Source organism: Streptomyces sp. NPDC058195 (assembly GCF_042883525.1).
Classification (GTDB): Bacteria; Actinomycetota; Actinomycetes; order Streptomycetales; family Streptomycetaceae; genus Streptomyces.
The window spans coordinates 414,273-429,322 of sequence record NZ_JBHVVM010000001.1; the positions used below are offsets into that span (position 1 = coordinate 414,273).

A 15,050-nucleotide genomic window follows, 5' to 3' on the forward strand; every position below is an offset into this window, starting at 1 on the left:
TCCCGGAGAGAGCGTCATTTCGGGCATGCTGGGTACGTAATCGATGAAGGCCAGGGACAGTTCTGATCGTCCCGGAACCCAGCAGGCGGCCCTGACGTCCTCTCTGGTGACGGCCATGCCCCACCCTCACGTGGCGGGGTTCGTACCTTGGGACCGCAGGCGCGATGCACGCGCCGCTCCTCGCCCTGCGTGTCCGGACCGTCCCGTCCGGGCCCGTCCGCACCTGCTCGGCCCATGCTCGGTATCGACGAACCACCCGTACCGCAGACCTGAAGAGCACGTACGCACAGTGAAGCACGGCGCACGTACAGCGATTCACACGTGGTGTGACGTGGACCCTCGGCGTTCAACGGAAAGGAACGAGCGCTCATGCGCGAGATCCTCGGAAGGCGACGCAGGCTCCGGCGCGGGGGAAGGCCCGCCCCGCTCGACGCGGCCCTGACCTGTGCCACCGTGTGGCGGTGGCCCGTGCTGCCCGGAGTGGGGCCAGGGCCGGTCGGCGGCCGCGGCTGCGCCTGCCCCGATCCCGAGTGCGCCGTGCCTGGCGCGCACCCCTTCGATCCCGGCCTGCTCGCGGCGACCACCGACGAGCGCATGGTCCGCTGGTGGTGGGCCAACCGGCCGGGCGCCCCGATCATCCTGGCCACCGGCGGGCGCGCCCCGTGCGCGCTGAGCCTGCCGGCCGTGGCCGCCGTCCGGGCGCTGGCCGCGCTCGACCGGATGGGTGTGCGGCTCGGCCCCGTGGTGGCGACGCCGACGCGATGGTCGATCCTGGTCGCCCCGTACGACCTCGAACGCCTGGGCGAGCTGTTGTACGCCCAGGACTGGGTGCCCAGCTCGCTGCGTTTCCACGGCGAGGGGGGCTACATCCTCCTGCCGCCGTCCATGGCGGGGTCGGGGCAGGTGCGCTGGGAGCGGCCTCCGGCCTCGGGGGCCCGGCAGAGGGTGCGCGGCTGGAGCCGGAGCAGGAGCGCGGTCACCGCCGCCCCGTGGCTGCCGGACGTGGGGACGGTGCTGGACGCGCTGGTCGAGGCGAGCACCGGTGCGCCGGACGGCGGCAGTCGGCTCGCGTACTGACAGGCGCGCCGAGCAGGTGCGCCGAGCAAGTAGGCCGAGCAAATGTGCCGACAGGTGTTCTGACGGATGACCTGACGGGTGTCCTGGCGGGTGTGCTGGCGGGTGTAATCCCGTCCGCACCTCCGGCCCTTCTCTCCGCTCCGTAGCCCCGGTCCGTCTCTCCGCTCCGTGTTCCGGCCCGGAACCCTGGACCGGGGATTACGGCTGGAATCCTGGCCGGAATCCGGGCTGGATCGCGCCGCGCAAAGTCTGCCGCTGCAAAGACCGGTGTCAGAAGTCCTTCTGATGTGTTTTCCGTGGATCTTTCCGTGGATCTTTCCGCAATGCGCCACCCGGAGTTGTCGAATGCTCATTCGATAACTCCGGGTGTGAATTGACTCCGGAGCCGGATATCCGAATGCCCCTCCCGGGTACGGGTATGTGACCCGCTCAGTGGTGCCGGAAAACAGCTGTCCGTTATTCGCCGACGCGCATCCGCTGTCCGGAACGGCCGATCCGGTGTGCGCGGTTCCGGTATCGCCCCTGGATGACAGGGTGTTCAGGGGAGGAGAGGGGGGAAGAGGGGTGCCTGGAGCCCCGGGCGGTGAGGTGGGGGCCGTCGCCACGACCGGCGCGCTCGGAGCGGTGCTCGACGAGGCGGAGGAGTGCGCGGTAAGGGTTTGTGCGCGGGCTCGTGCGCTGCGTCATGCCGCTGTGCGCCGTACCCGGAAATGAGGATGCCCGATCGCTGGCGACGGGGGATGCACCAGCGACCGGGCTTCTAGAACGGTAACAAGAGATCTGCCGTTCGCAAATTCGATCTCGCGTATTCGGACAGGGATTTACCTGTGGGTACGGGGGTCTGTGACGCGAGTCACGCGACGGTGCCCCCGGAGAGGCCGGGGGCACCGTCACCGTCAGCTGAGTGTCACCTGGCGGTTGGTGAGACCGCCACGGGCCCGGCGCTCCTCGGCGCTGAGCGGCGCGTCCGAGGCGAGCGCCCCGGCCAGCCGCTCGGCGAACTCGGCCGCGGGCTTCTCGCATTCCTCGGCGCCCATCGCGCTCGGCAGGTCCCACACCGGAACCATCAGCCCGTGCGCCCGGAAGGAGCCGACCAGCCTGGTTCCCTCACCCAGCGAGGAGGCACCGGCGGCGTGCAGCCGGGCGAGCGCGTCGAGCAACTGCTCCTCGGCGTGCGGCATCACCCAGCGCAGGTGGTTCTTCTCCGGCGTCTCGCACCAGTACGCCGCGTCCACGCTGGTGAGCCGGGTCGTCGGGATCGCCGCCTCGTTCGCGCGCTCCAGGGAGGCGCTCACCTCGGGGGCGGCGTTCTCCGCGTCCGGAACCCAGAACTCGAACCCGGCGTGGACGACGGGCTCGAACGCCGCGTCAGTATCGAGTACGTCCTGAAGTCGCGGCCCGTCGGCCGGTGCGCGCCGCGCCGCCACCGGCGAGCCGGGCTCGGCCTCCAGCGCCTGCCGCAGCGTGTCCGCGAGGTCCCGGCTGAGGTCGCCGGAGGGGGTGTCGTTCTGCAGGGCGAGCAGCACCGAGCCGTCGTCGCGGCGCAGCGCGGGCCAGGCCATCGGCAGCACGGTCGCGAGCGACACCGAGGGCACGCCCTCGGGCAGCCCGTCCTTCAGCGTCAGCTCGACCGTCGCCGCGGGCACCAGCTCGCGCAGCGCGACCCAGTCGCACTCACCGGCCAGCCCTTCGAAGGGGCGGTGGACGAGCTCGGTCACGGCCTGCGCGGCGGCTCGGCCGTGGCATGCCTTGTACCGGCGGCCCGAACCGCACGGGCAGGGCTCACGAGCCCCGACCACCGGAATCTCGCCGTCCTTGAGCTGCTGCTTCCCGGCCTTGGACTGGGGGCGCTTCTTGGCCATGGTTGGCTTTCTCCCGATTGCGACAGTGCGGTCTGGCCCGCGAGCCTAGTCGCCCCCGGCGGGTGCCGAACACAGGCGGCCACGACCACCGCACCCGCCCCGCACCCGCCGTACGGGTACGGGCTCCGCGCCCGCGCCGCCGCCCCACGCACGCGCCCGCTTCCGCGCCCGCCGTACGCGCGCTCCCCTTCCCCCGCCCCGTGCCCGGCGCGCCGGATGCCGGGCACCGCGTACGTTCATCGGGCGCCGCGTTCGTTCAGGAGCGTCAGCCCGTGTCGTCGCAGGCGTTTCAGCCCATGTCGTCGAAGGCGTCCGGGAAACCCAGCACGTCGAGCGACCGCACCGGCCCCGACGGCACCGGAGCGCCGGATCTGCCCGGCACTTCGGACACCTGCCCGTGCTCCTCGTTGACCAGGACCCAGACAGTCACTTCGCCGGACGAGCTGTCGCGTACGCCCCACTCGTCGGCGAGCGCGCTGATGATGTTGAGCCCCCGGCCGCCACGCGCCGTCACCGACGGCGTAGCCGGAACCGGACGCGTCGGGCCACCGCCGTCCGTCACCTCGACGGTCAGCCCGCCGGTCCGGTCGACGTGCCAGGCGGCACGCACGTCACCGTCGCCCACGTCCGTGTGCCGCCCCAGCGGCCTGCCGTGCCGACAGGCATTGCTGAGAAGCTCGGAAAGAATCAGTACCGCATCGTCGACGACCGCGTCCGACACCCCGTGGCTGCGCAACTGCTCGCGCATCCGGTGTCGCGCCTGGCCCACGCCCGCAGGGCCATGGGGTACGGCCATGCTCGACGACGTGGGCACCTTCTGTGCCACCACCAACGCCACCCCCGAGACCTCCTTTGCCCCACGCCACGGTGTGGATGCCCCCCTGAGCTGGACCGGAAACCGGCCATTGGTCTGCCGGTGACGCACTCGTAACGATCGAATACAGTTCGAATGCGCCGGTGCACTCCGTGTAACTGACGCTAAGGGCGTCCTAGTTGCGACAGGACCTGTTTCGGGCGGTTTGTAATGATTGCGTCCACTCCCAGGCTGACGCAGAGTTCGACGTCCTCCGGTTCGTTCACCGTCCAGACGTGCACGCGGTGACCCGCGCGGTGCAGCCGCTCGACGTAGCCGGGGTGGTTGCGCACGATCCGCACGCCCGGACCGGCGATCCGCGCCCCGGCGGGCAGCCGGCCGTCGCGCATGCGCGGCGAGACGAACTGCATCAGGTACACGGTGGGCAGGGTGGGGGCCGCGGCCTGGACGCGGTGCAGCGAGCGCGCCGAGAAGCTCATGACGCGCACCGGCGACGGTTCGCCGGCCGGCGGGTCGTCGAGCCCGAACCGCTTCAGAAGGTGCAGCAGCCGCTCCTCCACCTGGCCCGCCCAGCGGGTGGGGTGCTTCGTCTCGACGGCCAGCTGGAGCGGGCGCCCGGCGGCCCGGGTCTCGACGACGAGTTCGAGCAGCCGTTCCAGGGTGAGTACGGAGGTGAGCTCCCCGGGCACCGGATCCCAGTCCGGGGACTCCGCTTCCGGGGCCCCCGACTCCTCACGGTCCTTCCAGGACCCGAAGTCGAGGGCGGCGAGATCGGCGAGCTCCAGCGTGGAGACGGCGCCGCGGCCGTTGGACGTACGGTTCACCCGACGGTCGTGCACGCACACGAGGTGGCCGTCGGCGGTGAGCCGTACATCGCACTCCAGGGCGTCGGCGCCGTCCTCGATCGCCTTCCGGTACGCGGCCAGGGTGTGCTCGGGGGCGTCGTCGGAGGCGCCCCGATGGGCGATCACCTGGATGGACTGGTGGGTGGATTGCTGCCGTGGGTGGGTCACCGCGTCATCGTGTCACCGCGCGGAGGCCGTCCGTACGCACCCCGCACGGCGGACGGGCGCACTCCGCGAGGCGGGCGGCGCGCGGGGGCGGGGGTGCGTCTTTCGCCTGGTGCGCGTTTTGCCCGATGTAAAGATTGGTGTGCGGATGCACAGGTCCTGCTTACAGTGGCCTGACGTGTCTTGGGAAAAGCTGTTACCTGACACCTACACAGCGGATCTCTTGCCGAACATTGATGTGGAACCGAGGAGTAAAGAGCTGTGAGCACAGAGAACGAGGGCAACGAGGGCACTGCGGCCGAGGCCGTTCCGTCCGTTCCGTCCGCACCTCCCGTGCCGGCCGACGCTCCTCAGGCACTGCCCGGGAGTGCGCCCGCCCCCGGCCACGCGCCTGTTTCCGCGCCCGCTCCGACGGGCGCGCAGGACACGCCGCCCGCCCCGGCGGCGCCTCCTCACATGCCCCAGGCGCCCCAGGCGCCGCACACTCCCCTGTCGGCCGCCGAGGCCAACTGGCCGCCGCCCGCCGTACCCGCGTATGCCGCCCCTGGTGCGGGTGGCGGCGGCCCGGTCTGGGGCGCCCCGTCCCAGCCGTACGGCCCGGAGGGTCCGCGCAAGCGGCGCGGGGCGAGCGGTCTGGTGGCGGCGGTGGCGGCCGCGGCGCTGATCGCCGGTGGCATCGGCGGCGCCCTCGGATTCTGGGCGGCCGACCGCAACGGCGACTCCTCCGGCTCGACCACGGTGTCGGCGTCGTCCAACCCGAACCTGAAGCGCGACCCCGGCACGGTCGCGGGGGTGGCGGCGAAGGCGCTGCCCAGCGTGGTCACCATCGACGCCCAGAGCGGTGACGGCGAGGGAGGCACGGGCACCGGCTTCGTGTACGACAAGGAAGGCCACATCCTCACCAACAACCATGTGGTGGCCTCCGCCGCGGACAGCGGCCAGCTCACGGTGACGTTCTCCGACGGCAGGAAGTACGACGCCGAGGTGATCGGCCGGGCCCAGGGGTACGACGTCGCCGTCCTGAAGCTGAAGAACCCGCCGTCGGGTCTCGCCCCGCTGTCCCTCGGCAACTCCGACCATGTCGCGGTGGGCGATTCCACGATCGCGATCGGAGCCCCGTTCGGCCTGTCCAACACGGTCACCACGGGCATCATCAGTGCGAAGAACCGCCCGGTCGCCTCCGGTGACGGCTCCAGCGGCAACAACTCGTACATGAGCGCCCTGCAGACCGATGCCTCGATCAACCCGGGCAACTCCGGTGGCCCGCTGCTCGACGCGGGCGGTGCGGTCATCGGGATCAACTCGGCCATCCAGTCGACCGGCAGCAGCGTCGGCCAGAGCCAGGCAGGCTCCATCGGCCTCGGCTTCGCGATCCCGATCAACCAGGCGACGAACGTCGCCCGGCAGTTGATCAAGACCGGCAAGCCGGTCTACCCGGTGATCGGCGCCACGGTCACCATGACCGAGAAGACCGGCGGCGCGGTCATCTCCGACCGGGGCGCGGGCGGCACCGAGGCCGTGGCGAAGGACGGTCCCGCGGACCGGGCCGGTCTGAAGGCGGGCGACGTCATCACGAAGTTCAACGACACCGTGATCGACAGCGGCCCGACCCTGATCGGCGAGATCTGGACCCACAAGCCCGGCGACCGCGTGACGCTGACCTACAAGCGCGACGGCCGCACGGCAACGGCCCAGGTGACCCTGGGAGAGCGCAGCGGCGACAGCTGACGACCGACTGGCCGCGATGGCCCACCGGATTCAATCAGCCGGTACGCTGTAGGCCCCCCGCCACGGGTGGGGGAGCAGGGGTGGGTTGCCCGAGCGGCCTAAGGGAACGGTCTTGAAAACCGTCGTGGCAGCGATGTCACCGTGGGTTCAAATCCCACACCCACCGCAGTGGCTCGGCGAACGCGCTGAACAGAAGGGGTGTCCCTGCCAGGGGCACCCCTTCTGCATGCGGTCCTGTCTCACGGTGGACCATGGTGTGTGCACCAGGCGTGGACCAGGGCCACCAGTCGGCTTCATCGGGCCGGGCCGAGTACTTCGTCGGCGCTGCGGGGCTCTGTGCGCGGCTGCTGGTTGAGCTTGTGGCGCTCGATGGAGGATCGCCGGTAGACCTCCTTGCGGGCCCGCATGATGTTGCCCAGAGGCGCGTGCTCGGCGGTGACCCGCCAGGGTGTGAAGGACAGCGCGTCCATCTTCTCCAGGTTTTCCGGGCCGGAGATGTCCTGCTGCGGCAGCCGCAGCCTAGCCACGGTCACGGGCGGCGAGAGCTGCTCGGGCCACTCCACCGTGGTGTCCTCCACCGGCATGCGCTCCAGGTCGGTGGAGAGCTGAACCTGGATGTCGAAGGCGTAGGGCCGCTCCTGGAGCTCGGCCACCAGGGCCGGCCGGAAGACCTCCGCCGCCGAGGACGGGTCGATGTCGCGCCGGACCACGGCAGCGGCGAAGGACGGATCGGGGGTGATGCGTACCTTGGCCACGTAGTCCCCGTGCCTGACCGCGCCCATCGTCCAGTAGCTCGACAGCAGTACGTGTGCCGGTGAGGTCTTCGACAGGCGCAGGAAGGCCAGGAACTCGTCCCACGCCCAGTGGTCCTGGTCCAGCGTTCCCTTACCAGTCACGAACTCGGTGAAGAAACGATGCGCGCCGGGCCGGCCCTGGGAGAAGTAGGCCGGTGCGTTCAGGAACAAGTCCTGGATGAACAGGTAGTGCCCGACTGTGTTGCAGAAGAAGACCGGCCCGTTGATGTTGGCGTAGTCGAAGGTGCCCGTGTCCGGTTCGTCTTCCAGCAGGGTCGGACCGGGGATGTCGAAGATCTTCAGTGCCAGCCCGGTGGCGGCGCCCAGTCGCGCGTCGGCTCCGGCGTGGGGTGAGCCGTTGGAGAAGCGGATCAGCGCATCGTGGGTTCCCGGAGTCGCGTAGATTCCCTGGGCGTACGCGGGCGGAAGCCCGTCCAGGATCTCCACTTCCCCTCGAACCAGCCCGTAGCCCTTGGCATGGGCGTCGCGCAGAGCCCGGCCGGTGCCACCGGCCTTGACCGACTCGGCGATGTAGCGCTCGGTCTTCTCGATCACCGTCCGCAGGTTGCGGTCGAAGTCCGGGTCGTCGTCTTCGACATCAGGTGTGTAGCGGACGAACTGTGCTGCCATGACTGCGCCCTTTCCTCGGAGACCGTGGTGGGACCTCGGGGGCAGGAACTGCCGTCAGTCCTCCAGTTCGGCAAGCCAGCGCAGGGCACGCAGACCCGGCACGAAGCAGTACTCACCACCCCGGGTGACCACGAAGCTCGGCAGATTCCGCAGGCGGCGCCGGACCGGCCTCTCCGGGATGGTGACGCTGCCGGTTCCGCCGTGATGCCCGGCCACCGGGTCCTTCTCGCCGGGGTATCCGATGAAGTTGCCGTCGTTGACCCACTCGGCCTTGATAAATTCGAACTGTCGTTCCAGGTGGGCCCCCAGGAAGACTCCGACCAGGCCCCGGTCGGCGCCGTCGTCCTCCAGCACACCCTCGGGCAGCGGCGGGCCGTAGGTGGTGCCGCGGCGGATGAGCCGGTGCATCCGCGCGTCGCCGATGATGGTGGAATCCCGGGGGTTGACGCGCCGGACGTGCGCACCGGCCGGGCACCGGAGACCGCGGTCGTCGTTCTCTCGGTACAGGAAATTGTTGACGCGAAGCGGATCGGCAGCCAGTTCCGGATCATCATGCTCCGGCGCCAGCGTAAGCGGCGCTCCGCTGGGCCAGCGCCCGACCATCTTCGCCGCCAGGAGTGCCTCCTCCTCGGCACCGGAGCTGTTCGCGCGCAGGTGCTGCCGCCAGGCCGCCACCTTGGTGTGGATCTTGCGAACGGCCGCGTAGGTTCCGTTGCGCCCCAGCACATCAGGGCTGGGCATCGGCGGCAGACTGCCGGTTTCGTCGGGGTAGCCGAGGATGAACTCGCCTGCCTTGACCGGGGCTTCCTGCGGGTTCGAGCCGGGCAGCCCGACGCCCTCGATGTTCGGCTGGCTGATGCCGTCGCGGAATCCAAAGGTGGTTCGCCCGGTCGGGAGCTGATGAACGTCCTGCTGCCAGATGACCTGGACACCGGGCGTGCTCTCGTAGGCGACGCGGGCCCTCTCCAGTTCCTCGTCCAGCCGCGCCGCATCGGAGGAGAGAGCGCTCAACGCGATATGAACGTCGCCCGTTCCGAACGGTGCCTCCCAGTGGGCCGGGGCGCTCTCGCCCACGTCGCCGATCAGCTCCGCCCGAGCGGCCATGCCCTCACGAAACGCCCGCGGAAAGCTGTCCAGCGACTCCTGGGGCACCCCCAGGGCGCTCAGTCCCTGGTAGGTGAGCCCCACAGCCACCCAGGCTTCCTGGCCCGGGTCCACGCTGGGCAGACCGCTCGCCGTCACCGGAAGCAGCCGCCGCAGCAGGGCGCGCCCGGCGTGGCGGTCATCGACCCGCAGGAAGACGAACTTTCCCTCGTACGGCACGGGCCGTGGACGCAGTGCCCCGCTCTGTACGTCGTCGATCTCGACGCGCACACCGGCTGCGCTGCCGCCTGCTGTCGTGTTCATGGTCGCTTGTGCCTCCCTGTCGGCCTCTGCGTGGGCAGACCCGCAAAGGCCGACCCGCGCCCGACGCCCTCCACCGATGCCGGGCCAGTCCCTGAGGGCTGGCCGCGTCCGACCGCTAGACCGCGGCTTCCTCCAGCAGCTTCTGGAAGGCTGGCGTGCCCACCAGCTCCGCGTTGGCTGGATTGTCTAGCATTGCCCGGAATTCGGCGGTGTCCAGCACCGCCTGGAACGCGTCGTCCACGCGCTGGTCCTTGTAGATCTGTTGAACGGTCAGGCTGGGATAGGCGCTCACGAAGACCTTCGCGGGCTCCTGGTGGGCGAGGAACCAGTCCTTGACCCCCGGATCCTTGATGCCGGGGAACCCTTCGCTGTGTGAGAAGACCTTGTCGAAGCGGGCCCCGACCACCGTCTTGGCGAAGTCGTCGATGTAGGTGTCCCACGAGCCGTCGAAGACGCTGGCGAACATGAACCTGGTGTCGTTGTCGAAAATGACGTGCCGTGCGTCGTGCAGCGTGCCGATCTGGCGTAGCGCCGCATGGACATTCTCGTCATTCGCCGCGTTGCCGAGCCAGGTGAGATCCTCACGCAGCGCATCGGCCTCGCCCGGCTTGATCTTGGTGAAAACGGTGAACTCGTTACTGACCCCATCCGTCATGCCCGGGTGCTCAGGGTGAGCCGGCTGGGTTGCGTCTGTCGCAGCCATCGCGAGATCCTCCTGCCACAGATCGACGCGAGGGTCGCCAAGCGCCCCGGACATGGGGCGCCATCGCCCCCGCACATCAATCCTCACCGCGGACGCGCTGCCTCGCATCCCGGGTCCTGGGCACTGTGGTCACCTGGGGCGGCTTCCCGGGAAGCTCCGATTCTCGGGAAGCTCCGGCACTGCGGGGGTCCAGCCAGCCCGGTGCGGGCAGGGCCATGCAGGGGGACTCGCGTGTCCCGAGAAACTCCCGAAGACAGATCCAGAGGACAGATCCAGCCGGGCGCAGGAGGATGGAACTGGTGTGACATGCCGAGTACGTCGGCGTCGCCATTGCCGGGCAGCCGCTTCCGGGCAGCCGCTTCCGGGTGGCCGTGAAGACAGCGGCGCAGCCGATCACGCGACAGCCCGGTGCGCCGCCCAGGCGCGGGGGCGTCGGAACGCGGCACGCTCTGCTCCACTGGATCGCCCCTGATCCCCACCTGGAGGCAGCCATGGGCGCAGTTCTCGGTGACGTGCTGGGTTTTGCGGCCGCCGTCGCGATAAGCCCGCTCCCGATCATCGCCATCATCCTCATCCTCGCCACCCCTCGGGGACGCCTCAACGGACCTCTCTTCACCGTCGGCTGGATCCTGGGGCTCTCGGCGCTGGGCGCGGTCATGCTGGCCATCGCCTCCCCCGCAGGTGCCTCGGCCCACAACCAACCGGCCACTTGGGTGGGAATCCTCAAGCTCGCTCTGGGCGTGCTCCTCGTCCTCTTCGGCGCCCGGCAGTGGCACCGGCGTCCGAAGGACCCCTCCCAGGCCCAGTTGCCGAAGTGGATGGGTGCGATCGACCGCCTCGCACCGGTCAAGGTCTTCGGGCTCGGACTGGCCCTGGCCGCGCTCAACGCCAAGAACGCCCCTCTCACCATCGCCGCGGCCGCCTCCATCGGCTCAGCCGGACTGCCGGTCGGGCAGCAGATCGCATCGCTGGCGATCTTCGTCCTGATCGCCACCCTCGGCCTGCTGGCCCCGCTGGGAGTCTTCCTGGCCGGGGGCGAGCGAGCGAAGGCCACCCTCGGCAACTGGAAGGACTGGGCAGCTCAGCACAACGTCGCCATCATGGCGGTCCTGTTCTTCGTCCTCGGGCTGAAACTGCTCGGTGACGGCATCGCCATCCTCGCCCGCTGACGGTTTATCCCACGCGTGGTGCGCTGCGGCGGGGAGGCGCCGGTCTGGTTCCCGCCGGGCGGATTGCCGTGAGGGCCTTGGTCCAGTCCTTCGCTCCGGGGACGGTCCGGGAGGCCCCGTGCGGCTGGCGGAGGCGTGTCCGTCCGGTCCCGGGGTGAACCTGGCCATGACCACGTCCGTACCGGAGCTGTGAGGTGGCTGTGCGGCGTTGCCGCTGGTGAGGGTTGCGGGATGGGCTGATAGCCCGCTGTTTCATGGAATGTGGTGCCGGGTCGGGCGGGAGCGCGGGAGGGAAGGATTCCGGACGGAGTGGGGACCGTCGTCGCGCTGCTGCGGAGAGTCCCATATCACGTTTAATCGTGGGCCGTTCGCTGACCAGCGATGTGGGGGACGTGGAGGAGCAAGGGGTGCGGCGGGGACCGTTCGATATCAGCCAACTATGGTCGTGGTGTCGGCCGAGGGTGATCGGTCTTGTCGCTAGATGTGGCATCAGATCACGCCCCCTCCTACTAGATTGTCAAAGCACCACGAGACCGATCACGTTCTGCATCCCATCGTTCATCAGCTGTCATTCGGCAGCTGGTCACTGCAAAGAATCCTGGTGAACACCATGTCCGGGCAGGCTGTCCACCCGTACCGCCGCACCCGGCCGGGCTGACAGGGCTGGATGGTCGCGACGTTCGCAGTGGTTCTGACCTGATCCGGTTGTCCGGGGCCCCACGCTCCCGGCCGAGAGTATGAGGCGCGTTCTGTGAAGGTTCGTACGAGGCGGTCGGCCGCGTTGATCTCCGGTGGACTGGTGGCGGTGCTGCTGGCGGGCTGCGGCTCCGAGGACCAGATCTGGCCGTTCGAGAGCAAGGACCGGATGGTGGTCGGCATGTCCGACGACATCCTGTCCACGGACCCGGCCGCCGGATACGACCCTGGTTCCTGGCTCCTCTTCAACAACGTCTTCCAGTCCCTGCTGAGCTTCCCGCCCGGGGGCTCCACCCCGGTGCCGGAGGCGGCCGACGAGTGCGGGTTCGCCGATGGCAGCAAGACGTACACCTGCACGCTGCGCGACGGGCTGAAGTTCAGCAACGGCCACAACCTCACCTCGGCAGACGTCAAGTACTCCTTCGACCGGGCCATCAAGATCAACGACCCGGCGGGTCCGGCGCCGCTGCTCTCCACGATCGCCTCGATCAGCACCCCGGACGACAAGACCGTCGTATTCCGCCTCAAGGTGCCCGACGCGACCTTCCCCAGCAAGATAGCCTCGGGAGCCGGGTCGATCGTGGACCGCCAGGTATATCCCAAGAACGGTCTGCTCAAGGGCGGCAAAATGGTGGGTTCCGGCCCGTACAAGCTGGATTCCATAGACAAGTCGCAGGCCGACTTCTCGGTCTACTCGGGGTATCAGGGTACCGCCGATGTGAAGAACTCCGGCGTCACGATGAAGCTTTTCCGGGGCGACCAGAATGCGCTCAAGTCGGCCGTGGAGAAGGGCGATGTCGATATCGCGTACCGCGGTCTCACCGCCAAGACGATAGCCGCTCTGGACACATCGCCCTCCGCCGAGAAGGACGGCCTCGACGTCGTCCAGGGCAGCAGTGCGGAAGTGCAGCACATGGTCTTCAACGTCGAGGACCCGGTGGTCGGCAAGCTCGCCGTACGTAAGGCCATCGCCTACCTCATCGACCGATACGCCCTGGTCAGCAAGGTGTATCAGTCCACGGCGACCCCGCTCTACTCGATCGTCCCGGTCGGGATCACCGGGCACGGCAACTCCTTCTTCAACACCTACGGAGACAAGCCGCAGCCGCAGAAGGCGAAGAACGTCCTGCGGGACGCCGGAATCACCGAGAAGGTGCGGCTCGTCCTCTGGTCCACGCCCAGCCGGTACGGTCCGGCCACCGATGATGAATTCCAGACCATCGCGGACCAGCTGAACGCCAGTGGGCTCTTTGACGCCAATATGAGGTCCGTTCCGTACGACGAGTACGAGAAGGGCATCGCCGAGGGTAAATACGGTGTCTACGTCAAGGGATGGGTTCCTGACTATCCCGACCCCGACAACTTCACCCAGCCGTTCTTCGGCGACGGCAACGTTCTGTCGAACAATTACGACAACACTGACATCACCGCGCGGATCATCCCGCAGACCTCGTCGATGACCGACCGTTCCAGCACGCGGCAGCCGTTCATCAAGCTCCAGGACGCCGTGGCCCGGGATCTGCCGCTCCTGCCGCTCTGGCAGGGGAAGCAGTACGCGGTCGCCAAGGACAACGTCCGGGGATTGCAGAACTGCCTGGATACATCGACGGTCTTCCGGTTCTGGGAGCTCAGTACGGCGGGATAGGCCGTGTCCGGGCGCCGCGCCCGGATAGTCCGGCCCTGGGGAACGTGAAACGGCCCGGGGGTGCGTGAAACGGCCCGGGGGTGCGTGAAGCGACCCGGGATGCGCGCAACGGCCCGGGATGTGCGTAACGGCCCGCGCGGGGTGCTTCGGCGCCTCGCGCGGGCCGTTTCGCGTTTCCGGACCCGGCGGCTGCCGGTGACCTTGACAGGGGCAGTGAATCTGACGGACAGTCAGAAACCCTGATCCGCAAGCACCGTGTCCGGGAGGCAGCTGCCGTGCACCTCGCCCAGACGGAGCGCCAGCTGCGGCTGCGCGCCGAACTCCGCACGTACTTCAGCGAGGTGATGCCCGCGAGGGCCCCGGGCGCGGCCCCGGGGGACGCGGACCCCGCCGAACAGCGGCGGGTGCTGCGCAGGATCGGGGCCGACGGGATGCTCGGGCTCGGCTGGCCGGTCGAGTACGGCGGCCAGGGGCGCGGCGCCGACGAGCAGTTCATCTTCTTCGACGAGGCGTACCGGGCGGGCGCGCCCGTCTCGATGGTCACGCTCAACACCGTCGGTCCGACGCTGATGAAGTACGGGACCGAGGAGCAGAAGGCGTACTTCCTGCCCAGGATCCTCCGCGGTGAGCTGGTCTTCGCGATCGGCTACAGCGAGCCGGAGGCCGGTACGGACCTCGCCTCGATGCGCACCAGGGCGGTACGTGAGGGAGGGGGCGGCGCCGACGGCGACGGTCCCGCTGATGGCGGTCACTGGGTGATCGACGGACAGAAGATCTTCACCAGCAACGCCCAGAACGCCGACTGGATCTGGCTGGCCTGCCGCACCGATCCCGAGGCGCCCAAGCACCGGGGCATCTCGATCGTGCTCGTGCCGACCGACGCCCCGGGCTTCTCCTGGACCCCCATCGAGACGGTGGGCGGGCTGACCACGACGGCCACCTACTACGACGGAATCCGGGTGCCCGCCACCCACCTCGTCGGGCCGGAGAACGGCGGCTGGGGGCTGATCACCAACCAGCTGAACCACGAGCGGGTGGCGCTCGCGGCGATCGGGATGCAGGCCGAGGACTTCTACGGTGCGGCGCTCGCCCACGCCCGTACCCCGGACCCCGGGACCGGTCGGCGCCCGGCCGACGAGCCGTGGGTGCGGGCCCGGCTGGCCGAGGCGTACGCCCGGCTGGCGGCGACCCGGCTGCTCAACTGGCGGCTGGTGGCGGAGGTCGGGGCGGGTTCACCGGCCCCGGGCGAGGCGAGCGGGGTGAAGTTCGCGGGGACCGAGAGCGCCGTGGAGGTGTACCGGATGTGCCAGGAGATCACCGGGGAGGCGGGCCTGCTGAGGGGCGGTTCGCCGGGGGCGTTCGGGGACGGGGAGCTGGAACGGATGAACCGGGCGGCCCAGATCAACACCTTCGGCGGCGGGGTGAGCGAGGTGCAGCGGGAGATCGTCGCGACGATGCGGCTCGGCTTGACGAGGGGCAGGCGGTGACAGTGGTGAGGGAAGGAAGCCAGGAGGG

The 15,050-nt window shown here is 69.4% G+C and carries 11 protein-coding genes and 1 tRNA gene; 6 read left to right on the forward strand and 6 right to left on the reverse strand.

Going from position 1 to position 15,050, the window contains the following annotated elements:
- The first annotated feature begins 369 nt into the window (after nucleotides 1-369).
- Nucleotides 370-1,077: a bifunctional DNA primase/polymerase gene (locus ACFVWY_RS01875; protein ID WP_389866165.1), complete on the forward strand. Its 708-nt coding sequence runs from the start codon at nucleotides 370-372 to the stop codon at nucleotides 1,075-1,077.
- 896 nt (nucleotides 1,078-1,973) lie between these two features.
- Here the strand turns inward: ACFVWY_RS01875 and ACFVWY_RS01880 are convergent.
- The 3 genes from ACFVWY_RS01880 to ACFVWY_RS01890 all read right to left on the reverse strand — a co-directional run bounded on the left by ACFVWY_RS01880 (nucleotide 1,974) and on the right by ACFVWY_RS01890 (nucleotide 4,766).
- Entirely contained in the window at nucleotides 1,974-2,939 is a 966-nt protein-coding gene (locus tag ACFVWY_RS01880; RefSeq protein WP_389866167.1) for a DUF5926 family protein, read from the reverse strand.
- A 289-nt stretch (nucleotides 2,940-3,228) separates the two neighbouring features.
- Complete coding sequence (locus ACFVWY_RS01885) at nucleotides 3,229-3,864, reverse strand: ATP-binding protein (RefSeq protein ID WP_389866169.1); 636 nt, start codon at nucleotides 3,862-3,864, stop codon at nucleotides 3,229-3,231.
- 53 nt (nucleotides 3,865-3,917) lie between these two features.
- Nucleotides 3,918-4,766: a glycerophosphodiester phosphodiesterase gene (locus ACFVWY_RS01890; RefSeq protein WP_389866172.1), complete on the reverse strand. Its 849-nt coding sequence runs from the start codon at nucleotides 4,764-4,766 to the stop codon at nucleotides 3,918-3,920.
- Between the two features lie 258 nt (nucleotides 4,767-5,024).
- Between ACFVWY_RS01890 and ACFVWY_RS01895 the strand changes: the two genes are divergently transcribed.
- Together ACFVWY_RS01895 and ACFVWY_RS01900 are read left to right on the forward strand one after the other, a co-directional pair.
- On the forward strand, nucleotides 5,025-6,491 hold the full coding sequence (locus tag ACFVWY_RS01895; RefSeq protein ID WP_389866174.1) for a S1C family serine protease: 1,467 nt from the start codon (nucleotides 5,025-5,027) through the stop codon (nucleotides 6,489-6,491).
- Between the two features lie 79 nt (nucleotides 6,492-6,570).
- Nucleotides 6,571-6,657 (forward strand) — tRNA-Ser (locus ACFVWY_RS01900).
- Between the two features lie 127 nt (nucleotides 6,658-6,784).
- Here the strand turns inward: ACFVWY_RS01900 and ACFVWY_RS01905 are convergent.
- From ACFVWY_RS01905 to ACFVWY_RS01915, 3 genes are all read right to left on the reverse strand, one after another.
- Nucleotides 6,785-7,915, reverse strand: coding sequence for a catalase family protein (locus tag ACFVWY_RS01905; protein ID WP_389866175.1), 1,131 nt, complete (start codon nucleotides 7,913-7,915; stop codon nucleotides 6,785-6,787).
- 54 nt (nucleotides 7,916-7,969) lie between these two features.
- Nucleotides 7,970-9,322, reverse strand: coding sequence for a Dyp-type peroxidase (locus ACFVWY_RS01910; RefSeq protein WP_389866177.1), 1,353 nt, complete (start codon nucleotides 9,320-9,322; stop codon nucleotides 7,970-7,972).
- Between the two features lie 115 nt (nucleotides 9,323-9,437).
- Nucleotides 9,438-10,025 (reverse strand): hypothetical protein, encoded by a 588-nt coding sequence (locus tag ACFVWY_RS01915; RefSeq protein ID WP_389866179.1) that lies wholly within the window; start codon nucleotides 10,023-10,025, stop codon nucleotides 9,438-9,440.
- Nucleotides 10,026-10,516: 491 nt separating this feature from the next.
- On the opposite strand from ACFVWY_RS01915, the gene ACFVWY_RS01920 reads away from it, so the two are divergent.
- The 3 genes from ACFVWY_RS01920 to ACFVWY_RS01930 all read left to right on the forward strand — a co-directional run bounded on the left by ACFVWY_RS01920 (nucleotide 10,517) and on the right by ACFVWY_RS01930 (nucleotide 15,022).
- Nucleotides 10,517-11,194 (forward strand): GAP family protein, encoded by a 678-nt coding sequence (locus tag ACFVWY_RS01920; protein WP_389866182.1) that lies wholly within the window; start codon nucleotides 10,517-10,519, stop codon nucleotides 11,192-11,194.
- A gap of 751 nt (nucleotides 11,195-11,945) precedes the next feature.
- A complete protein-coding gene (locus ACFVWY_RS01925) occupies nucleotides 11,946-13,535 on the forward strand; it encodes an ABC transporter substrate-binding protein (protein ID WP_389866184.1) in 1,590 nt (529 codons plus the stop codon).
- A gap of 275 nt (nucleotides 13,536-13,810) precedes the next feature.
- Nucleotides 13,811-15,022: an acyl-CoA dehydrogenase family protein gene (locus tag ACFVWY_RS01930; protein WP_389866185.1), complete on the forward strand. Its 1,212-nt coding sequence runs from the start codon at nucleotides 13,811-13,813 to the stop codon at nucleotides 15,020-15,022.
- The last annotated feature ends 28 nt before the right edge of the window (nucleotides 15,023-15,050 follow it).